This is a genomic window from Agrococcus versicolor, from assembly GCF_039531815.1.
Taxonomy (GTDB): domain Bacteria; phylum Actinomycetota; class Actinomycetes; order Actinomycetales; family Microbacteriaceae; genus Agrococcus; species Agrococcus versicolor.
In genome coordinates this window covers 516827-534694 of the sequence record NZ_BAAAQT010000008.1, presented here as the reverse complement: position 1 = coordinate 534694, position 17868 = coordinate 516827, and the positions used below count along the sequence as shown (strand labels likewise).

The following is a 17868-nucleotide window of genomic DNA, read 5'->3' as shown; positions in this document are numbered from 1 at the left end:
GGCCGCGGCGATCGTCGCGATGTGGCCGGTCGCCGTCCGCATGGAGCTCATGTCGTCGATGTGTCTGGATCTCGGGCGGGCGGCGTTCAGTGCTCGATGACGCCCTGGAACTCGACCATGATCTGGATGCCCGTGATCGTGTCGCGAGGCTTGACGCCGGCCGCGGTGCGCGCGCCGCCGAGGGAGAGCAGCGGCACGTGGATGAACGACTCGTCGAAGGCGAGCGGGCCGTGCGCTGCGACCGCGTCCGGGTACGGCTTCCAGTCGAAGTCATCGTCGATCTGCTCCGCGCCGTCCATGACGGTGAGATCGACGAACCCCTCGAGCGTGCTGCCGAGCCCGACGACGCGTTCCTTGCGGTGGAGGATGCCGCTTACGCCGTCACCCGGTTCCCAGGTCACGAGGTCGCCGAGTCCGGTGACCATGAGCGGGATGGCGACGCCTTGTCCGGTGACCTTGCCGAGGCAGTCGGCGAGCGCGTCGGCGTAGTGCTTCGGGTCGATGACGCGCAGGAAGCCCTCAGCCCAGGTGCCCTGTCCGAACTGCGTCCAGAGCTCGACGACGTCGTCCGGGACGACGCCTCGGAAGTGGTCGATGACTGCCGGATCGATGGGTGCGCGCGGCGTGAAGTCCGGGATCTCGAGCATGCTGGGCAGCCTAGACGACGCCTCGGCGGCGGCGTCGCTGCTCTCCACCGCGATCCTCCGAGACGTCGCTGACGGTGGTCAGTGCTGCTGGGAGCGATACGGCGGCATCGACCCCGAGGCCCGAGTGCGGGTGCGGCCCCCGGCGGCATCCGTCCTCGCGACGAGGACGTGATCGGTCGAGATCCCCGTCCAGCGTCAGGCGCTCCGCATCGAAGCAGCCTCCAGTCGCGCTGAGAGCGGCGCCGCTCGAGATGATCGATGCTCCGTCGCCGAGCTCGCGGTTGCGTCTCAGCGCTCGCTGACGTCCCTGGACATGACGGAGATCTTCCAGATGAGGCCTTCGTCGTAGGTCACATGCACCACTCGCTCGTCCTGGATGCGGAAGAGGCCGAAGTCCTCGGCGCGGTAGGGCTCACCCAGCACCGCCCGCACGTCCTCGCGGGAGGACGTGGCGAAGTCGATGCCATCGATGAACCCCGTGGGGTCGCCGTACGGCGTGAAGCCATCGTCATCGAGGGCGTAGACGAAGACCGTGTCGAGCTTGGATCGCTCGAACATGAGCGAGACCCCGACCGAGCGGTAGTGGAGGTACTCGATGGGCGGGCCGCTGTACGTCGACCGCTCGGGTCGCTCGTCGACCCCTTCGACGATCGCCTGCACCTTCGGATCGCTCTCCGGCGGGTCGAACGCTGCCGCGATGCTCGCGATGTGGCCGGTCACGGTCTGCATGATGCTCCATCCGGTGCGGGGTCCTCGAGGCTTCGGCGCGGCTCAGAGCTCGACGCCGCCGAGGGCCGTGGCGACGTCGCTGAGACGATCGTCGGCGAAGTCGAGACGAAGGTAGCGCCCATCGAGCCGCCAGAGGTCCATCCGCTGGCTCGACCGGGTCGGCTCGCCGATCGCCGTGACGAGCGAGGCTCGGTCGCCGGCGAGGTCGACGCCATCGATCAGGGTGTCGACCCCGTCGTAGGACGGCCCCGCGGCACGCGCGATCGGAAGGACGATGGCGACGATCTCGCCGCCGCGCAGCAGGAACCCGGAGCCGGTCCGCCGGAAGTGCCAATGCTCGTCCGCGACCTCGGGCCGCCCGAACGCCTCGATCTCGAGACCAGGACCCATGAGCCCGATCGCCCTGCCGAGCGCCTCCGGATGGTCAGCTGGAGAGCCGAGTGCCTCGAGGAACGCGGAGATGTCGCCGGAGAGGGTCATGATTCCCGTGATCGGCCACGCCCGTCGGCGGCGTGCAGTCAGGACTCGTCGGCCACGAGCGTGAGCCGCGTCGCGACGCCGTCCGCATAGTCGACGAGCGCTGCCGACTCGCCCACGGCGAACAGATCCTGCCCGTCGAGGTCGGCGGGCTCGCCGAGGCGCTCCGAGAGGTCGCTTCGCGTGAGGGTGGCCCCGCCACCTGGCAGGAGGCGTTCGATTCGCGGATACGCCGAATGGTCGGCTCCGGGTGCCAGGTGCACGACCACTGCGGAGACGACGTCGTGCTTCATGACCAGCTCGACGCCGCCGGGACCGAAGACGATGAAGGTGAGCTCGGCGCCATCCGGCGCGGGCAGACGGCGCATGTCGCTCGGCGGCCCGACGAGTCCGCGGACGATGCTCGCCCGCGGCTGCGAGCCATCCATCCCCACGACCTGGGCGAGGACATGCAGCTCGCCCGCAGGCGCCTCCGTCATCGGGCGCTCACCATGGCGACGACGCGCCGCACATGGTCGCCCGCGAACGACACGGCGAGGTAGTGCGACCCGACATTCCACGTGTCGCCGGTCGAGCGTTCGCGGTCGGGTGCGCCGAGCGCCGCCGTGACCTGCGCGCGAGACGAAGCAGGGAGGACGCCCTCGACGAGCCGGTCGGGCCGGGGATACGGTCCGGCGGCGCGCTCCTGCTGCATGGCGATGATGATCTTCAGCAGGCGACCGTCCTTCCAGGTGAACGAGGTGCCGTCGTCGGCGCACTTGTCGAGCGCGTAGGTGGCGCCATCCTGGCGATACGGCTCCCCGAGCTCCATCGGGCCGACGAGCGCAAGCGCTGCCGCGACCTTCGGGTCGTCACGCTCGGCACCCAGCGCCTCGAAGAACGTCGTGATCTCGCCTGCGATCGCCACGGCGACCCCTCTCTGTCGTCTACGCCTCTACTCTGCCGCACCGGGCGGTGGCGTCGCTCAGCCTCCACGTCGCGCGAGGTACGTCCGCATCGCTCCGGACAGCGGGGCGGGCTGATCGGCCCACGTGATCTGCGCGTGCTCGATGCGATGGCGGCGAAGCAGCTCGAATGCGCGCTCGCTGACGAGCAGCGTCGATGTGCGCTCGAGCTGCAGATCCTCCTCGCCGGCTCCTGTCGGGATGAGGCGCCGCCAATCCTCAGCGAGAGGGTCGCGACCGGATGACAGGAAGCCCTCCTCCAATGACACGACTACCTCGTCGAGCACGAAGCCCGTGAGTCCACTGCGCTCGAGCGCACCCGCGAGCTCGGATGTCACGATCCAGAAGCCCGCCGTCTCCACGAGCTCGTCGCCGAGCCACCCCGCGAAGGCGTAGTGCAGGGGGCCGCGCAGCTGGGGTCGGCGCGCAGCGTCGAAGTCGATCCCCTCGCCGAGCCCGCCCGCGACCTCGGGCTCCACCCTGATCATGCGCACCGTGATCACCGCACCGGCGGGTCGAACAGGTCACCGAACGCGTCGTCGACGAGTCGTGCGTACTCCGCGAGGTCGTCGACGGTCGGGACCGTGCCCGAGTCGGCGTGATGCCGGTAGAACTCGTTCCACATGCGGCGGATGCCGCTCAGGTGCACGCGGGAGTTGATCTCCGCGGGAATGCCGCGAAGATTCTGCACCGAGTCCATCTCGCTTCGTGTGATGTTCAACGACGGATACCGCCGCATGACGTTCTGCTCGATCGCGTGATGGACGACAGCAGCCTCGGACTCGGGGTACTCGTCGAAGAACTCGTCGCGGTACCGCTGATCGGCATCGCCGAACCAGTCGCCTCGCCCCGTCGCGCCGAAGCCGGGGTCGATGACGTCGGCGTCGACGTCGACGTCGGGCGCGCCACCGTTCTGCGACATCTGACGATCGCGCATCCTGGTCTCCTCGACGATCTCGAGGAGCTTGCGGCGCTGCGCCTCGGATCGGTCGCGCAGCGACCGAGACATCCGGTCCCCGACGCGGTCGAGCGCGTCGAGCACGTCGTCTGCGAGCTTCTTGTACTGGGACATGATCAGCCTGCCGTCGAGATCTGGAGGGTGGAGAGCTGGCCGAGGAACTCCTGGCCGATGGTCTCCTGGTCGGATCCGCTCGAGTCGATGTCGGACGCGGCCTGCTCGAGCGCGGCGAAGTCGGTCTGGTAGGCCTCCACCTCGCCCACTGCGGCCACGACCACGGGCGCGTCCATGAGGGCCAGGATCACGGTCTCCGCGAGGTTCGTGAGTGGATCGATCACCATCTCGGCGATCTGCACGATGAGCGCGGCGATCGCCTCCTCGACGATGATGTCGAGCACCTTCTTGCGCGCGGCGATGATCGCGACGTTGGCCGCTGCCGACAGGCCGAAGGTGAAGGCTGCGGCAGCCAGGGCCGCGGCGATCTGCGCCGCTGTGATGACGAGCTCGGCGATGACCTTGAGCTTCAGCGCGAGCACGGCGTCGGCGAAGAGGTCGATGCCGGTGCCGGCAGGATCGAGCAGATCCATGAGCTGCGTCATGTGCTGCTCACGGGCCTCGTTCCAGCCGTCGGTGTACGATTGCGCGGCCTTGGCGGAGAACGCTGCCGGCACGTCGTCGTTCACACGCGAGCCCACCTGCTCGATCGTGCCCTCCAGGTCATCGCGGAACTGGCGCACCATGTGCGCTGCGCGGTGGATCTCGTCCTCGTCGAGCTGCGGCCACTCGAAGCCGAGCAGGTCGAGGACGAAGGCCAGCTCGCTCGGGATGTTGAGCGCCATGACGGTCTCCTCACTGTCTGGTCGCGAGCGTATGTCGGCGAGCCGGACGGCACCATGGGGAGAACTGCCCAAGGGCTGCGAACGCGTCGGGGAGCCGTCGCCGATGGAACGAGCGCTCCTTCAGGACGCACGGATATCGTGGCGGACATGGAGGTCGGCTGGCGCGAGGATGTGCTGGGCGACGGCTTCCAGCAGCGCACCCTGCCGCTCGGCACCGACGACGAGGGCGACGTCGTCGCGACGCTCGTGCGGGCGCTGCCGTCGCGTCGCAGGATCTGGCAGCGCGAGCGCGACCTCGAGGACGTCGACGTGCTGTACGTCCACGGCTGGTCGGACTACTTCTTCCAGGGCCGCCTCGCGCGCTTCTTCACCGATCGCGGAGCAAGGTTCTTCGCGCTCGACCTGCGCAAGTACGGCCGCAGCATCCGCCCGCGGCAGACGCTCGGGTTCGTCGCCGACCTGCGCACCTACGACGAGGACATCGACGCGGCGCTCGCGGTCATGCGCGAGGACGGCGGCGCCGACGGTCGGCGGCTCGTGCTGCTGGGGCACTCGACGGGTGGCCTCACGCTCAGCCTGTGGGCGCACCGGCATCCGGGCGTCGCCAGCGCGCTCATCCTCAACGCGCCGTGGCTCGAGCTGCAGTTCGGAGCCCGCTCGCGCGCCGCGATCACGCCCGTCGCCGAGCTGCGCGGCCGGCTCTCGCCGCTCGCGCCGGCGCCGCAGATCGACCTCGGCTACTACGCGCGCGCGCAGCGCATCGTCTTCGACGAGGAGGACCCGTACGTCGTCGACCACGCGTGGCGTCCGGAGTTCGCGATGACGGCGCACGCCGGGTGGATCCGCGCGATCCTCGCCGGCCACGCGCAGGTGGCAGCCGGCCTCGCGATCGACGTGCCCGTGCTCGTGCTGCTCTCGACGCGGTCGATCCTCCCCACGCGCTGGTCGGAGGACCTCACGCGCGTCGACACCGTGCTCAGGGTCGACCCGGTGGCGCGCGCCGCGCTGCACCTCGGCCCATCCGTCACGATCGAGCGCATCGACGGGGCCCTGCACGACGTCTTCATCTCGCGGCGCGAGGCTCGAGCCGACGCGTACGCGAGGCTCGAGCGCTGGGTCGACGGCATGGTGGCGCTGCGCTGACGCCCCGTCGCGGTCAGCGGGCCTCGGCGCGCGCCTCGAGCCGCTGCGCGAGCGCGATCGGCACGATGGAGATGACGACGAGCACGACGGCGACGACGTTCACGATCGGCGCCTGACCGGGGCGGAACATGTTCTGGAAGATCCAGATCGGCAGCGTCGTCACGCCGGGGCCCGCCGTGAACTGCGTGACGATGATCTCGTCGAACGACAGGCCGAACGCCAGCAGCGCGCCCGCGAAGAGCGCCGAGCGCAGCTGGGGCAGCGTCACGAGCCGGAACGTCGTGAAGCGGTCGGCGCCGAGGTCGGTCGAGGCGTCGACGAGGTTCGGGCTCAGCCTGCGCATGCGCGCGAACGCGTTGTTGTAGACGGTGACGATGCAGAACGTCGCATGCGAGGCGATGAGGGTGCCGAGCCCCAGCTGCAGGCCGAGGCCCGTGCGGAAGAGGTTGTTCAGCACGATGCCCGTGACGATGCCGGGCAGCGCGATCGGCAGCACGACCAGCAGGTTCACCGCCTCCTTGCCGAAGAACGCATAGCGGTCGAGCGCGATGGAGCAGAGCGTGCCGAGCACGAGCGCGATGGCCGTCGCGCAGGCGGCGACGAGCACCGACGTCCCCACAGCCTCCCAGGCGCCGGCGTTCGTCGCCGCACGGCCCCACCATTCGAGCGTCAGCGAGCGCGGCGGCCACGCGAGCGACTGGCTCGTCGAGAACGCGTTGACGAGCACCACGAGCAGCGGCACGTAGACGAAGACGAGGGCGAGCGCGACGATCGCGACGAACGTCGCGCGCACGGGCTTCGAGATGCGCATCGTGCCTCCTAGAGGTTCCGCAGGGCACCCGTGCGGCGCACGGCGAGCAGGAAGAGCAGGATGATGACGATCGGCACGAGCGCGACGGCGGCGGCCATGGGCACGTTGCCCGCGACGCCGACGTTGTCGTAGATGATCGTGCCGAGGAACTGCGTCGACCCGCCGACGATGCGCACCGCGATGTAGTCGCCGAGCGTCAGCGAGAACGAGAAGATCGCGCCGGCGATGATCGCCGGGTACATGAGCGGCAGCACGACGGAGGCGAAGGTGCGCAGGTTGCGCGCCCCCAGGTCGCTCGAGGCCTCGACGAGGGAGTCGGGCACGCGCTCGAATCCGGCGTAGATGGGCATGACGACGTACGGCAGCCAGATGTAGGACAGCGTGACGACCGTGGCGATCTCGCCGAAGCCCGGCGTGATGCCGAGCGACGACAGCAGGCCGCCCTCGATGAAGATCGACCGCCACGCGTACGCCTTCACGAGGTACGACGCCCACAGGGGCATGAGGAAGGCGATGACGAGCGCGGCGCGGGCGCGCGGCCCGAACACCTTCGCCATCGCGTAGCCGACGGGCAGGGCGATCGCGACGTCGATGAGCGTGACGAGCACGGCGGTGCCGAGCGTGCGGAAGGTGACGGCGCGGTAGAGCTCCTGCGAGACGACGCGCGCGACGTTGTCGAGCGTCCAGTCCATGCGGACCTCGTTGGTGAACGAGTCCGTCTGCCAGAGGGCCGTGATCAGCAGGAAGCCGAGGCTCACCACGTAGACGGCGACGAGCCAGCCCACGGGCAGGCCCAGCAGCATGCCGAGCCCGACCCGCGGGTGCCTGTCGAATGCGCGCGACGCCCGCCGCACCCCCGTCTCGGGGGGTGCGGCGGCCGTCGCCGGTGCGGTTGCGGTCATGTGCGCTGGTGCGGTGCGGTCCGGGGCGTCAGCCCTGGATCTGCTGCCACGCCTCGGTCCAGGCCGAGTAGTCCGTGCACTCGACGTCGGTGCGACCGTCGAGGCACTCGGCGATGGGCGTCGTCCAGTAGTAGATCTGCGACGCGTACTCCTCGTCGCCCGCGTGGTACGACTCGCAGTGGCCGGGGTCCTGCGTGAAGTCGCACGCCTCGGCGTTGTTCGGGGCCTCGCCGAAGTACTCGGTGGCCATCGCGTTGCCCTCGGGGCTCGCGATCCAGTCGAGCCAGGCGTAGGCGCACGGCGTCTGCTCGGTGCCGGCCGACACCATCCACGAGTCGCTCCAGCCGGTGGCGCCCTCCTCGGGCAGCACCACGTCGACCGGGGTGCCCTCGGTGAGGGAGTTCACGACGACCTGCCAGGTCGTGCCCGCCACGATCGAGCCGGCCTCGAGCCCCTGCACCTCGAGCAGGTAGTCGCTCCAGTACTCGCCGATGTGCTGGCGCTGGCCCTCGAGCAGGTCGACGGCTGCGGCGAGCTGCTCCTCGTCGAGCGCGTACGGGTTCTCGATGCCGAGGTCGGGCTCGTGCGTCATGAGGTACACGGCCGCGTCGGCGATGTAGATCGGCGAGTCGTAGGCCGTGATGGCGCCCGTGTTGGCCTCGGCGTCGTCGAAGACGACCGACCACGACGTCGGCGCCTCGGAGAAGACGTCGGTGTTGTAGGCGAGGAGGTTGGCGCCGTAGCCGTGCGGGATGCCGTAGACGGCCCCGTCGACCGAGTTCCACTCCTGCTCCTTGAGGAACGGGAAGATCGCGTCGTACGACTCGATGAGGTCGGTGTTGAGCTCCTGCACGGCCTCGGACGCGATGAGCCGCAGCGTGAGGTCGCCGGACGCGGCGATGACGTCGAAGCCGCCCTCGCGCGTCAGGTTGAAGGCCTCGTCGCTCGTGCCGTACGTCTGCGACGTCACGGAGCAGCCGGTGGCCTCCTCGAAGGGGCTCACCCAGTCGACGGCCGGGTCGTTGGTGCCGTCCTCGACGTAGCCGGGCCAGGCGAGGATCGAGACCTCGCCGCCCTCGGTCTCGCCGAGCTCGGTCGCGGGTCCTTCGGCTGCGGTGCCTCCGCCCGACGCACCGCACGCGCTGAGCGCGAGTGCGGCGACGCCGAGACCGGCACCGAGCGCTGCATGACGACGCTTGAGCATGATGTCTCCTTGCTGTGGTGTGGCCTAGGCGGATGCCGGGGCCGGTGTGGGGGATGTGGGGTCTGCGACCGCGGCCTCGGCCACGGCGGGCTCGACGAGGTCGCGCACGTCGGCGTCGGCCCAGGCGAGCCGCACGCGGTCGCCGCGCGCGACGCTCGCGTGGCCGGACGACGACTGCTCGAGCACCGTCATGCGCATGCCGGCGTCGGTGTCGACGACGCAGCGCACGCTCGCGCCCGCGTAGATGACCTCGGCGACGGTGCCGGCGAGTCCGTCGTCGGCCTTGCCGCGGCGGATCTGCACCTTCTCGGGGCGGATGGCGTGGATGCCGCCGTGGCCGAGCACCGCGCGGCTTTGCGCGTCGTCGAAGAGGTTGGAGGTGCCGACGAAGGTGGCGACGAAGGGCGTCGCGGGTCGCTCGTACACGTCGGCGGCGGCGCCGACCTGCTGGATGCGGCCGGCATCGAACACGGCGATGCGGTCCGACAGGGTCAGCGCCTCGTCCTGGTCGTGGGTCACGAACACGAACGTGATGCCGAGGTCGCGCTGCAGCTGCTTCAGCTCGACCTGCATCTGCTCGCGCAGCTTGAGGTCGAGCGCGCCGAGCGGCTCGTCGAGCAGCAGCGCGCGCGGCTCGACGACGATGGCACGCGCGAGGGCGACGCGCTGCCGCTGCCCGCCGGAGAGCTGCGTCGGGCGGCGGGTGGCGAAGTCGCCGAGCCGCATGCGCTCGAGCGCCTCGGTGGCGCGGCGCGTGCGCTCGGCCTTGCCGACGCCGCGCACGCGCAGCCCGTAGGCGACGTTCTCGATCACCGTCATGTGCGGGAAGAGCGCGTAGTCCTGGAAGACGGTGTTGACGGGTCGGTCGTAGGGGGCGTCGGCGGAGACGTCCTTGCCGAAGAGCTCGACCGATCCGGCGGTCGGCGTCTCGAAGCCCGCGATGAGCCGCAGGACGGTCGTCTTGCCGGAGCCGGAGGGGCCGAGCATCGAGAAGAACTCGCCGCTGGCGATGTCGAGGTCGATGCCGTCGACGGCCGTGACGGGCCCGAACTCGCGGCGGAGCCCGCGCAGGCGTATGGCCGGCAGCTGTGCTTCGGTCACGACTGCTCCCTCGTGCTGTGTGGACGCTGTGACATGAGGATCATCAAACATGTGGAACCGAAGGTTTGGAAGTCGTGGATGTTACGATCGCGTCACGAAGCCGAGACGGGGGAGCCGATGGAGCAGCCGGCGACGCTCGCGCGCTCTGCCGTGTTCGCCCCCATCGACGAGGTCGGTCGCGCCGAGGCCGTGACCGCCAGGCTCGAGGAGGCGATCGTGCTCGGCATGCTGCATCCCGGCGAGCGGCTGCCGGCCGAGGCGCGCCTCGCCGAGCGCTTCGGCGTCTCGCCCGCCACCGTGCGGGAGGCGCTCGCCGACCTTCGCGACCGCAGCCTCGTGACCACGCAGCGCGGCAGGCGGGGTGGCTCGTTCGTCACCCTCGACGAGGCGGATCGGCTCGAGGCCGTCGAGCGCCGCATCCGCGCGCTCTCGAGCGCCGAGCTCGCCGACCTCGGCGTCCATGCCGTCGCGATCGAGGGCACCGCAGCCACGCTCGCCGCCGAGGAGGCGTCCCCCTTCGAGGCGGATGCGCTGGCGCGCGACCTCGCCTCGATCGACTTCGGCGACGAGCTCGCGGCCCGCCGTGGCGTCGGCGGCTTCCACCTGCAGGTCGTCGCGCTGAGCCGATCCGTCCGCCTCGCGCGCGAGCAGGTGCGGTTCCAGCACGCCGACGGCCCGCTGCTGTGGGCGTCGCTGCACGACGCGGAGGAGCGGATCGCGGCTCGCGCGGGCGGCGAGCGGCTCGTCGCGGCGATCCGCGACGGCGACGGCGCGCGTGCGCGCGCCGAGGTCGAGGCGGCATGCGACCGCGCCGTGCGGTGGCTGCTCGAGGCGAAGCGGAGGCTCGGATGAGCGCGATCGATGCGGTGCGGCAGGTCGTCGGCGAGGCGGATGCGGTGATCGCGAGGCTGCGCGCCGCGCTCGCAGACCCCGCGATCGTGCTCGACCCGGCCGCGGCCGTCGCGGTCGTCGAGCGCGTGATGTCGGCGGAGCTCGCCGCCCGCCCCGTCGTGTTCGGCGGCGGCCTCGTCGTCGCTCCCGAGCGCCTCGGGCAGCCCCTCATGGCCTGGTGGCAGGCGATCGGCGCCGCGCGCGACGTCCGCAGGCTCGACGCCGGCGCCACGGACGGCGGCTACGTGCGCTCGTACGAGGACCTCGAGTGGTATCGCGTGCCCGCCGACTCCGGCGAGCCGCACATGACCGGCCCCTACGTCGACCTGCTCTGCACCGACCAGGCGACCCTGACGTTCACGGCGCCGCTCATGGTCGACGGCGCGTTCGCAGGCGTCGTCGGCGCCGACGTCACGGTGCCGACGTTCGAGCGCGCCGTCGGCGCGGCGCTGCGCTCGGCGGGGGAGGGTGCGCTCGTCGTGACGGCCGAGGGTCGCGTGGCTGCGTCGACGGACTCGTCCGTGCTCGTGCAGCGCCGCGTGCGCGACGAGGTGCTCGCGCGGTACGACGTGGAGCACGTGCCGGGCTCGCGCCTGTCGGTGGCGGTGCCCCGCCCATGAGCGCCGTCTACACCTGGGACGTCTTCTCGACGTTCGACGGCTACGGGTCGCTCGGCGAGGGGTCCGACTGGGGTGGGTACTGGGGCAAGCAGGGCCCCGAGCTGCTCGCGCACCGCGCCGCGCTCTTCGCCGAGCCGCAGCGCATGGTCTACGGCGCGACGACGTTCCGCGAGGTCGCGAGCATCCTCGGCGCGGGCACCGACCCGAACGCGCTCGACGAGTGGAACCAGCTGCTCATGCGCATGCCGACGACCGTCGTGTCCTCGACGCTGCGCGACACCCTCGGCTGGCCGGACGCCACGATCGCGTCGGGCGACGGCGTCGAGATCGTGCGACGCCTCAAGGAGGACTCCGACGTGCCCCTGCGGTCGCAGGCGAGCCTGTCGCTCAACTGGGCGCTCATGGCGGCCGGCCCCTCGACCGGCTGCAGGTGACGATCTTCCCGGCGATCACCGGCCGCACGGGCGCGAGCCCCATCCTCCGCGGGGCCGACGACCTCGACCTCGAGCTGCTCGAGAGCCGCACGCTCGACGGCGGCACGCTGGAGGTCGTCTACCGGCCGACGCTCCATCGCTGACGACGGGCCCGCGCGCCCAGGCGAGGCTGGGCGCGACCCGAGAGGGATGCGGCCGGTCGGTGGGTATCGTGCACGAGTGCCTCACCGTCCCCGCCGGCTGCTGCTCGTCATGCCCGTCGCGCTCCTCGCGACGCTCGCGATCGCCGGCTGCGTGGTGACGCCGTCGCCGGCGCCGGTCGAGACGCCGGCGGCCTCGCCCGTCGCATCCGAGACGCCCTCGCCGACGCCCTCTGCGACGCCGACCCCCACGCCGACGGTGCCGCAGGAGGACCCGGCCAACCCCGTGCCGCTCCCCGACTCCACCCCGCCGGGGACGAGCCTCGCCATCGGCGACTCGATGCTCGTGCGCAACGCCACGGGCGTGCTGGAGGAGTCGGAGGCCTGGAGCATCATCCGCTACACCGTGACGGGCATCGAGCGCGGCGACGACGCCTACCTGCAGGGCATCGACGACGCGGAGGCGTACCAGGGCGGCGGCAGCGTCTGGTACGTCCGCGGCCGCGTCGAGGTCGTCGCGCTGTTCGGTCGCGCGATCGACGGCGTCGTCGGCGGCACGATCGCAGGCATCCAGTCGGATGGGCAGGGCGCCGCGGGCGTCTTCGCCGTCGGCGCGGAGGCGCCGGGATGCTCCGGCAACTTCATGGTCACGGCCGCCCAGGTGGGCACGGCCGAGGACACCTGCACCGTCGCGCTGGCGCTGCCCGGCACCGAGGTCGTCGGCGCGTACTTCTACGGCGATGGCACGGTGCCGAATGGCGGCTCGAGCACGGACCCGTACTGGGTCGACCCGATCGTCTGGCGCGCCTGAGGTCGAGGAGCGACTCGCGCGTCAGCGCACGCGCTCCTCGCGCAGCACCCCGTAGACGAGCGCATCGTGCACGCCACCCGACCAGCGGCGGGCCGAGCGCATGCGCGCCTCGAGCGTGAAGCCGGCCGCCTCGGCCGCGCGCTGCATGCCGACGTTGCCCGAGTAGGTCGCGAGGTCGAGGCGCAGGGCGTCGGTCACGGCGAAGAGGTGGTCGGTCCACAGCGCGAGCGCCTCGCGGCCGATGCCCCGGCCGCGGGCTCGGTCGTCGTAGAGCACGATGCCGATGCGACGCCAGTCGGTGTCGCGGCTCTCCCAGTACCAGGAGACGCAGCCGACCACGGCGTCGGTGACCGGGTCGGCGATCGCCAGCGACGGTCGAGGCAGCGGCACCTCGGAGGCGGGCATCGCCGCGAGGGCGAGGTAGCCCGCCCGCGTGCGCGCCATGTCGTCGGCCGTCGGGCGACCGAGGTACGGGCCGTTCGTGTCGTGCCACGCGGCGCGCGGGTCGAGCAGCGCCCGCAGCGGCTCGGCGTCGCCGAGCGCCCAGTCGCGCAGCACGCACCGCTCGCCCACGATGCGCACGCGCTCGGACCGCTCGCCGGCCATCAGCGGCGCGCGGTCACGGGGCGAGGTCGGTGAGCTCGGGCGCGAGCCCCACGTACGTCGCGGGCGTGAGCGCCTTCAGTCGCTCCTTCGCCGCATCCGAGATGTCGAGGCCATCGACGAACTGCGCGAGCTCGGCCTGCCCGACGCGATGCCCGCGCGTGAGGCCCTTGAGCTGCGCGTACGGATCCTCGATCGACGACGTGCCGGCGAGCACCTCGGCCCGGATGACGGTCTGGATGGCCTCGGCGAGCACCTCCCAGTTGCCGTCGAGGTCGGCGGCGAGACGCTCGGGCGCCACGGCGATCTCGCCGAGGCCCTTCCGCAGGTTGTCGAGCGCCAGCAGCGAGTGGCCGAGGGCGACGCCCACGTTGCGCTGCGTCGACGAGTCGGTGAGGTCGCGCTGCAGACGGCTCGTGACGAGCGTCGCCGCGAGGGACTCGAGCAGGGCGCTCGCGATCTCGAGGTTCGACTCGGCGTTCTCGAACCGGATGGGGTTGATCTTGTGGGGCATGGTCGACGAGCCCGTCGCACCCTCGACGGGGATCTGCGTGAAGTAGCCCATCATGATGTACGTCCACACGTCGGTGGCGAGGTTGTGCAGGATGCGGCCCGCGTGCGAGATGCGCTGGAAGAGCTCGGCCTGCCAGTCGTGCGACTCGATCTGCGTCGTCAGCGGGTTCCACGTGAGCCCGAGGCCCGCGACGAACTCCTTCGCGAGCACCGGCCAGTCGGCGTCCGGGTCGGCGACGACGTGGGCCGAGAACGTGCCGGTGGCGCCGGCGAACTTGCCGAGCACCTCGACGTCCTCGATCTGACCCGCGATCCGCTCGAGGCGCCACGCGAACACCGCGATCTCCTTGCCGAGCGTCGTCGGCGTCGCCGGCTGCCCGTGCGTGTGGGCGAGCATCGGCTGGTCGCGGTGCTCGACGGCGAGGCCCGACAGGCGGCCGATGACCTCGCGCAGCGCCGGCATCCACACCTCGTGGACGGCGTCGCGGATCGTGAGCGCGTAGGAGAGGTTGTTGACGTCCTCGCTCGTGCAGGCGATGTGCGTCGCCTCGGCGAGCGCCTCGAGGCCCTGCGTGGCGAGGCGGTCGCGCACGAGGTACTCGACGGCCTTGACGTCGTGACGCGTCACGGCCTCCTTCGCCGAGAGCCAGTCGATCTCGGTCTGCCCGAAGCCTGCCGCCCACTCGCGCAGGCTCGCGGCATCCGCCGCGGCGATCGCCGGCGTGCCGAAGAGGCCGCGCTCGGCGCAGAACACGAGCCACTCGACCTCGACGTGCACGCGCGCCCGGTTGAGGGCAGCCTCCGACAGGTGCTCGCCGAGCGCGCCGACCTGCGGGCGGTAGCGGCCGTCGAGCGGGGAGAGGGGCTGCGGGGGAAGCGTCATGACGTCCTCATGGATGGTGTGCTCGTGCGCGAACGCGCGTGGACGTGCTCCATCATCGCACCGGCGCGCGGCGGGCCCGGGATGACCGCGCTCGCGGCCACCGGCGAGCTGGTCTCGGTCGGCGAGACGTCGAAGCGCCTCGCGCCGCATCCGGTGCAGCGCACGTAGCGCACCGTGCCCGCCGAGGTCGGGTGCGCCGACTCGGTCGCCCATCCGTGCTCATGGGTCGCGTCGGCGCGGATGGCGGTCTGGCTGCGGATCGTCTCCATGGCCCCGAGCGTGCTGTAATGCCGTTGTGCAACTCAACCCTTACGGCGAGTACGCCGTGCTGCTCGCCGCGTCGCTCGCGAACGACTGGCCAGCGGACCGGTCCCGGATCGTCGAGCGCGCTCGCGATGCGGGCATGACGATGGACTTCACGCCCGCCTCCGACGAGGACCACGCCCGCACCCGCGAGGTCGTCGACGGCTGGCTCGCGATCGTCGACGCACCCGACGACCATCGCCGCGCCGCGCTGCTGAACGCCGAGATGGCGGCAGTCGCCGCCTACCCGCGGCTCACCGACCACGACGGCCAGGGATGGCACCTGCACTACCGCGACGAGCTGCAGACCCTGCCGCACGTCCTGCGCGCCGTCATCGCCGTCGGCACCGCGCTGCACGTCACGACGCGCGGGATGCATCGGCTCGGTCGGTGCGCGGCCGGGCTCGCGCCGGGCGACGACTGCCGCCGTGTCGTCGTCGACGTCACGCGCAACGGCCGACGCCGGTACTGCTCGGTGCGGTGCGCGAACCGCGACGGCGTGCGCCGGCACCGCGCCCGACGACCGGCGTGACCCGTCAGGCGCGTCGCGTCGCGGCGAGGACGGGGTGGATCTGGCGGAAGAGACGCCTGCACGCCGACTCGATCTGCGCGAGCACGGCGTCGAACGTCTCGGGCTCCGAGTAGTACGGATCGGGCACGTCGAGCGTCGACGGATCGGACTCGAACGCCATGAGCAGGCGCACCTTCGACCGGGCCTCGTCGTCGCGCGCGAGCTGTCGCAGCACGCGCTCCTGGCCGCGGTCGAGCGCGATCACGAGGTCGAACCGGTCGAACCACTTGCGCGTGAAGTGCTTCGCGCGATGGTCGGATGCGGGATAGCCGCGGCGCTCGAGGGCCGCGATCGTGCGCTCGTCGGCGGTCTCGCCCACGTGGTAGTCGCTGACCCCGGCGCTCGTGACGAGGATGCCGTCGGCGACGCCGTGCTCGGCGGCGAGGCGTCGCAGCACCGCGGACGCCATCGGCGAGCGGCAGATGTTGCCTGTGCACACGAAGCAGATGCGGAACCGCGAGGCGTCGAGGAACGCCCGGTCCATGGTCATGGGGACATCATGGCAAGGATCCTGCACACCCGACGCGAGACGTCGATCATCCACAGGCGGCGTCCAGCCGGCGACGCGCGCGGCACGGTGCGGCACGGTGCCCGCATGCAGATCGCACCCGTCTCCGATGCCGACCCGGCCGTCGCCATCGTGCGTGCCGCGGCACGCGCATCGCTCCAGTCGCTGCACGACGAGCTCGTGCTCGCCCGGAGGGCCGCGCGGCTCGCGCTCGACGCCCTGCCCACGACGTCGCTCGACTGGCTCGGCGGCGCCTCGCTCGCGTTCGTCGAGCGCGCCGCGATCCTGCGACGCGACCTGCAGGCCGTGCGCGATCCGCTCGTCGCCGCGGTCGCCGCGACCGCGGCGGAGCTCGCATGACCACGACGGCGTGGAGCCCGTCGGTCGGCGCCGACCTCGTCGCGATGCTCGACGACGCCGACGTCGAGCTCGAGCGTGCGCACGGCATCCTCCGCGCCCGCACCGTCCCGGTCGTCGCGCAGTCGTCGCCGGCCGCCGCGCGCGGCGTGCTGCACGCCGTCGCGCTCGCCGACGAGGCCGAGGTCGCCTGCGCGCAGGCTCGCGCACGGCTCGCGGAGGTGCGGTCCGCCGTCGCGTTCGCCGCGTGGTCGTACACGACGTCCGAGCAGCTGGCCTCGGCGGCGATCGAGACGCTCGGCGGCGTCGTCGCGACCGGCCTCGGCACGCTCGTGCTGGGCGGGCTGCTGCTCTCGGTCGCGGCGCTGCCGGCGAACCTGCCCGGCATCCTGCTGGCCGCCGGGCTCGCGCAGACCCCGGTGCCCGACGTGCTGCTCGACGCCGCGGCGCGCGTGCTGGCGCCGCTCGCGCCGATGCTGCCCGACCTGCTGAGCGACCCCGCGTTCGTCGACGCGCTGGCGCTCGCGATCGAGTCGGCCGACGAGGCCCTCGCGGGGCTCGCCGGCCTCGGGCTCGCGCAGCCGCTCGAGCCGCTGCCGTCGCAGCGCGGCGCCGACGACGAGGCGCTGTCGACCGGCGCGGGCGTCGCGCTCGCCCTCGCGCTCGTCGCCACCGGCCACGCGCCACGGCTGCCGGGCGCGTCGCCCACGCGTGCCGCCGAGACCGCGACGCCGCCCGCCGTGCAGCCGCCGATCGGCTCGTACGGCACCGCGTTCGAGCGGCTGTCGGCAGACGGACCCGCCATCGAGGTGCAGCGCTACGAGCACCCCGACGGCTCGGTCGTCTGGCAGGTGCTCGCCCGCGGCACAGAGTCGTTCGCGGTCGACGACCCCTCGACGGCCTACGACCTCACCGCCAACGTCGAGAACGCCGCGAACGCCGCCGGGCGGCCGCTCGTCGGCAGCGCCGCCGCCGTCGAGCAGGCGCTCGTCGCCGCCGGCGCGCAGGAGGGCGACGTCGTGCAGCTGTTCGGCTACTCGCAGGGCGGCGCGGCCGTGGCCGCGGCGGCGGCCTACGGGCGCTTCGCCGTCGACACGGTCGTCACGTTCGGCGCACCGATCGGGGCGACGCCCGTTGGCGACGCCACGACGGCCGTCGCCGTGCAGCACGACTCGGATCTCGTGGCGGCGCTCGGCGGTCGGCACGGTGGCGACCGCATCGTCATCGAGGCGTCGCCCGACCTCGACGCGCTCACGACGACCCGCTACGACCCCGACGGGCAGCCGCTCGCCGACGTCGCGGTCGGCGGGCACCATCCCGAGGCCTACGCCGACACGGCCGCGCGGCTCGACGTCGCCGACGACGACCTCGTGGAGGTCGCATGGGTCGAGGTCACGGCCGCGACCGACGGCGCGCTGCCCACGACGGCGACGGGCTTCGCCGTCGAGCGACCCGGGCAGCCGTGAGCCGCCCGGGCCG

25 protein-coding genes are annotated in these 17868 nt (G+C 72.0%); 10 read left to right on the top strand and 15 right to left on the bottom strand.

Annotated elements, in window-relative coordinates; genetic code table 11:
• Positions 1 to 86: 86 nt before the first annotated feature.
• The 8 genes from ABD249_RS15080 to ABD249_RS15045 all read right to left on the bottom strand — a co-directional run bounded on the left by ABD249_RS15080 (position 87) and on the right by ABD249_RS15045 (position 4594).
• Positions 87 to 647 carry a GAD-like domain-containing protein gene (locus ABD249_RS15080; protein WP_344344867.1) on the bottom strand — a complete coding sequence of 187 codons (561 nt, stop codon included), beginning with the start codon at positions 645 to 647 and terminating at the stop codon, positions 87 to 89.
• 288 nt (positions 648 to 935) lie between these two features.
• On the bottom strand, positions 936 to 1367 hold the full coding sequence (locus ABD249_RS15075; RefSeq protein WP_344344866.1) for a hypothetical protein: 432 nt from the start codon (positions 1365 to 1367) through the stop codon (positions 936 to 938).
• 51 nt (positions 1368 to 1418) lie between these two features.
• Positions 1419 to 1856 (bottom strand): hypothetical protein, encoded by a 438-nt coding sequence (locus ABD249_RS15070; protein WP_344344865.1) that lies wholly within the window; start codon positions 1854 to 1856, stop codon positions 1419 to 1421.
• A 38-nt stretch (positions 1857 to 1894) separates the two neighbouring features.
• Entirely contained in the window at positions 1895 to 2332 is a 438-nt protein-coding gene (locus ABD249_RS15065) for a hypothetical protein (protein WP_344344864.1), read from the bottom strand.
• Complete coding sequence (locus tag ABD249_RS15060) at positions 2329 to 2760, bottom strand: hypothetical protein (protein ID WP_344344863.1); 432 nt, start codon at positions 2758 to 2760, stop codon at positions 2329 to 2331. Before ABD249_RS15060 ends, ABD249_RS15065 begins: the two co-directional genes overlap by 4 nt.
• 57 nt (positions 2761 to 2817) lie before the next feature.
• Positions 2818 to 3285, bottom strand: coding sequence for a hypothetical protein (locus ABD249_RS15055; protein WP_344344862.1), 468 nt, complete (start codon positions 3283 to 3285; stop codon positions 2818 to 2820).
• An 11-nt stretch (positions 3286 to 3296) separates the two neighbouring features.
• Positions 3297 to 3869 (bottom strand): hypothetical protein, encoded by a 573-nt coding sequence (locus ABD249_RS15050; protein ID WP_344344861.1) that lies wholly within the window; start codon positions 3867 to 3869, stop codon positions 3297 to 3299.
• Positions 3870 to 3871: 2 nt separating this feature from the next.
• Complete coding sequence (locus ABD249_RS15045; RefSeq protein WP_344344860.1) at positions 3872 to 4594, bottom strand: WXG100-like domain-containing protein; 723 nt, start codon at positions 4592 to 4594, stop codon at positions 3872 to 3874.
• A gap of 147 nt (positions 4595 to 4741) precedes the next feature.
• Between ABD249_RS15045 and ABD249_RS15040 the strand changes: the two genes are divergently transcribed.
• On the top strand, positions 4742 to 5737 hold the full coding sequence (locus tag ABD249_RS15040; protein ID WP_344344859.1) for an alpha/beta hydrolase: 996 nt from the start codon (positions 4742 to 4744) through the stop codon (positions 5735 to 5737).
• A gap of 13 nt (positions 5738 to 5750) precedes the next feature.
• On the opposite strand, the gene ABD249_RS15035 is transcribed toward ABD249_RS15040, so the two are convergent.
• Genes ABD249_RS15035 through ABD249_RS15020 form a run of 4 tightly spaced genes read right to left on the bottom strand, consistent with a single transcriptional unit; the run spans position 5751 to position 9755 of the window.
• The gene (locus ABD249_RS15035) at positions 5751 to 6548 is read right to left on the bottom strand and encodes an ABC transporter permease (RefSeq protein WP_344344858.1); all 798 of its coding nucleotides are present in this window, start codon (positions 6546 to 6548) and stop codon (positions 5751 to 5753) included.
• Between the two features lie 8 nt (positions 6549 to 6556).
• Positions 6557 to 7450 carry an ABC transporter permease gene (locus tag ABD249_RS15030; RefSeq protein ID WP_344344857.1) on the bottom strand — a complete coding sequence of 298 codons (894 nt, stop codon included), beginning with the start codon at positions 7448 to 7450 and terminating at the stop codon, positions 6557 to 6559.
• A 28-nt stretch (positions 7451 to 7478) separates the two neighbouring features.
• Positions 7479 to 8654, bottom strand: a complete 1176-nt coding sequence (locus tag ABD249_RS15025; RefSeq protein WP_344344856.1) for an extracellular solute-binding protein — start codon at positions 8652 to 8654, stop codon at positions 7479 to 7481.
• A gap of 24 nt (positions 8655 to 8678) precedes the next feature.
• Entirely contained in the window at positions 8679 to 9755 is a 1077-nt protein-coding gene (locus tag ABD249_RS15020) for an ABC transporter ATP-binding protein (protein ID WP_344344855.1), read from the bottom strand.
• A 117-nt stretch (positions 9756 to 9872) separates the two neighbouring features.
• On the opposite strand from ABD249_RS15020, the gene ABD249_RS15015 reads away from it, so the two are divergent.
• The 5 genes from ABD249_RS15015 to ABD249_RS14995 all read left to right on the top strand — a co-directional run bounded on the left by ABD249_RS15015 (position 9873) and on the right by ABD249_RS14995 (position 12651).
• A complete protein-coding gene (locus ABD249_RS15015) occupies positions 9873 to 10607 on the top strand; it encodes a FadR/GntR family transcriptional regulator (RefSeq protein ID WP_344344854.1) in 735 nt (244 codons plus the stop codon).
• Entirely contained in the window at positions 10604 to 11266 is a 663-nt protein-coding gene (locus tag ABD249_RS15010) for a cache domain-containing protein (RefSeq protein ID WP_344344853.1), read from the top strand. The genes ABD249_RS15015 and ABD249_RS15010 overlap by 4 nt, the downstream gene beginning before the upstream one ends.
• The gene (locus ABD249_RS15005) at positions 11263 to 11700 is read left to right on the top strand and encodes a dihydrofolate reductase family protein (RefSeq protein ID WP_344344852.1); all 438 of its coding nucleotides are present in this window, start codon (positions 11263 to 11265) and stop codon (positions 11698 to 11700) included. Before ABD249_RS15010 ends, ABD249_RS15005 begins: the two co-directional genes overlap by 4 nt.
• On the top strand, positions 11697 to 11843 hold the full coding sequence (locus ABD249_RS15000; protein WP_344344851.1) for a hypothetical protein: 147 nt from the start codon (positions 11697 to 11699) through the stop codon (positions 11841 to 11843). The genes ABD249_RS15005 and ABD249_RS15000 overlap by 4 nt, the downstream gene beginning before the upstream one ends.
• A gap of 76 nt (positions 11844 to 11919) precedes the next feature.
• Positions 11920 to 12651, top strand: coding sequence for a hypothetical protein (locus tag ABD249_RS14995; RefSeq protein ID WP_344344850.1), 732 nt, complete (start codon positions 11920 to 11922; stop codon positions 12649 to 12651).
• A 21-nt stretch (positions 12652 to 12672) separates the two neighbouring features.
• Here the strand turns inward: ABD249_RS14995 and ABD249_RS14990 are convergent, their stop codons facing one another.
• Positions 12673 to 13257, bottom strand: a complete 585-nt coding sequence (locus ABD249_RS14990) for a GNAT family N-acetyltransferase (RefSeq protein ID WP_344344849.1) — start codon at positions 13255 to 13257, stop codon at positions 12673 to 12675.
• A gap of 13 nt (positions 13258 to 13270) precedes the next feature.
• Complete coding sequence (gene purB, locus ABD249_RS14985; protein ID WP_344344848.1) at positions 13271 to 14650, bottom strand: adenylosuccinate lyase; 1380 nt, start codon at positions 14648 to 14650, stop codon at positions 13271 to 13273.
• A 24-nt stretch (positions 14651 to 14674) separates the two neighbouring features.
• Between purB and ABD249_RS14980 the strand changes: the two genes are divergently transcribed.
• A complete protein-coding gene (locus ABD249_RS14980) occupies positions 14675 to 14818 on the top strand; it encodes a hypothetical protein (RefSeq protein WP_344344847.1) in 144 nt (47 codons plus the stop codon).
• Positions 14819 to 14945: 127 nt separating this feature from the next.
• The gene (locus ABD249_RS14975) at positions 14946 to 15485 is read left to right on the top strand and encodes a CGNR zinc finger domain-containing protein (RefSeq protein WP_344344846.1); all 540 of its coding nucleotides are present in this window, start codon (positions 14946 to 14948) and stop codon (positions 15483 to 15485) included.
• Between the two features lie 4 nt (positions 15486 to 15489).
• Here ABD249_RS14975 and ABD249_RS14970 read toward each other — a convergent pair whose 3' ends face one another.
• The gene (locus ABD249_RS14970) at positions 15490 to 16014 is read right to left on the bottom strand and encodes a low molecular weight protein-tyrosine-phosphatase (RefSeq protein ID WP_344344845.1); all 525 of its coding nucleotides are present in this window, start codon (positions 16012 to 16014) and stop codon (positions 15490 to 15492) included.
• Positions 16015 to 16119: 105 nt separating this feature from the next.
• Here ABD249_RS14970 and ABD249_RS14965 point away from each other — a divergent pair, with 105 nt between their 5' ends.
• Positions 16120 to 16392 carry a hypothetical protein gene (locus ABD249_RS14965; RefSeq protein ID WP_344344844.1) on the top strand — a complete coding sequence of 91 codons (273 nt, stop codon included), beginning with the start codon at positions 16120 to 16122 and terminating at the stop codon, positions 16390 to 16392.
• The gene (locus ABD249_RS14960; protein WP_344344843.1) at positions 16389 to 17855 is read left to right on the top strand and encodes a hypothetical protein; all 1467 of its coding nucleotides are present in this window, start codon (positions 16389 to 16391) and stop codon (positions 17853 to 17855) included. Before ABD249_RS14965 ends, ABD249_RS14960 begins: the two co-directional genes overlap by 4 nt.
• Positions 17856 to 17868: the final 13 nt, after the last annotated feature.

What these genes read in the sequence shown, in the direction of transcription:
- ABD249_RS15080 (WP_344344867.1), bottom strand. Translation starts at nt 647, where the DNA reads ATGCTCGAGATCCCGGACTTCACGCCGCGCGCACCCATCGATCCGGCA.
- ABD249_RS15070 (WP_344344865.1), bottom strand. Translation starts at nt 1,856, where the DNA reads ATGACCCTCTCCGGCGACATCTCCGCGTTCCTCGAGGCACTCGGCTCT.
- ABD249_RS15065 (WP_344344864.1), bottom strand. Translation starts at nt 2,332, where the DNA reads ATGACGGAGGCGCCTGCGGGCGAGCTGCATGTCCTCGCCCAGGTCGTG.
- ABD249_RS15055 (WP_344344862.1), bottom strand. Translation starts at nt 3,285, where the DNA reads ATGATCAGGGTGGAGCCCGAGGTCGCGGGCGGGCTCGGCGAGGGGATC.
- ABD249_RS15050 (WP_344344861.1), bottom strand. Translation starts at nt 3,869, where the DNA reads ATGTCCCAGTACAAGAAGCTCGCAGACGACGTGCTCGACGCGCTCGAC.
- ABD249_RS15045 (WP_344344860.1), bottom strand. Translation starts at nt 4,594, where the DNA reads ATGGCGCTCAACATCCCGAGCGAGCTGGCCTTCGTCCTCGACCTGCTC.
- ABD249_RS15040 (WP_344344859.1), top strand. Translation starts at nt 4,742, where the DNA reads ATGGAGGTCGGCTGGCGCGAGGATGTGCTGGGCGACGGCTTCCAGCAG.
- ABD249_RS15035 (WP_344344858.1), bottom strand. Translation starts at nt 6,548, where the DNA reads ATGCGCATCTCGAAGCCCGTGCGCGCGACGTTCGTCGCGATCGTCGCG.
- ABD249_RS15030 (WP_344344857.1), bottom strand. Translation starts at nt 7,450, where the DNA reads ATGACCGCAACCGCACCGGCGACGGCCGCCGCACCCCCCGAGACGGGG.
- ABD249_RS15025 (WP_344344856.1), bottom strand. Translation starts at nt 8,654, where the DNA reads ATGCTCAAGCGTCGTCATGCAGCGCTCGGTGCCGGTCTCGGCGTCGCC.
- ABD249_RS15015 (WP_344344854.1), top strand. Translation starts at nt 9,873, where the DNA reads ATGGAGCAGCCGGCGACGCTCGCGCGCTCTGCCGTGTTCGCCCCCATC.
- ABD249_RS15010 (WP_344344853.1), top strand. Translation starts at nt 10,604, where the DNA reads ATGAGCGCGATCGATGCGGTGCGGCAGGTCGTCGGCGAGGCGGATGCG.
- ABD249_RS15005 (WP_344344852.1), top strand. Translation starts at nt 11,263, where the DNA reads ATGAGCGCCGTCTACACCTGGGACGTCTTCTCGACGTTCGACGGCTAC.
- ABD249_RS14990 (WP_344344849.1), bottom strand. Translation starts at nt 13,257, where the DNA reads ATGGCCGGCGAGCGGTCCGAGCGCGTGCGCATCGTGGGCGAGCGGTGC.
- purB (WP_344344848.1), bottom strand. Translation starts at nt 14,650, where the DNA reads ATGACGCTTCCCCCGCAGCCCCTCTCCCCGCTCGACGGCCGCTACCGC.
- ABD249_RS14970 (WP_344344845.1), bottom strand. Translation starts at nt 16,014, where the DNA reads ATGACCATGGACCGGGCGTTCCTCGACGCCTCGCGGTTCCGCATCTGC.
- ABD249_RS14965 (WP_344344844.1), top strand. Translation starts at nt 16,120, where the DNA reads ATGCAGATCGCACCCGTCTCCGATGCCGACCCGGCCGTCGCCATCGTG.
- ABD249_RS14960 (WP_344344843.1), top strand. Translation starts at nt 16,389, where the DNA reads ATGACCACGACGGCGTGGAGCCCGTCGGTCGGCGCCGACCTCGTCGCG.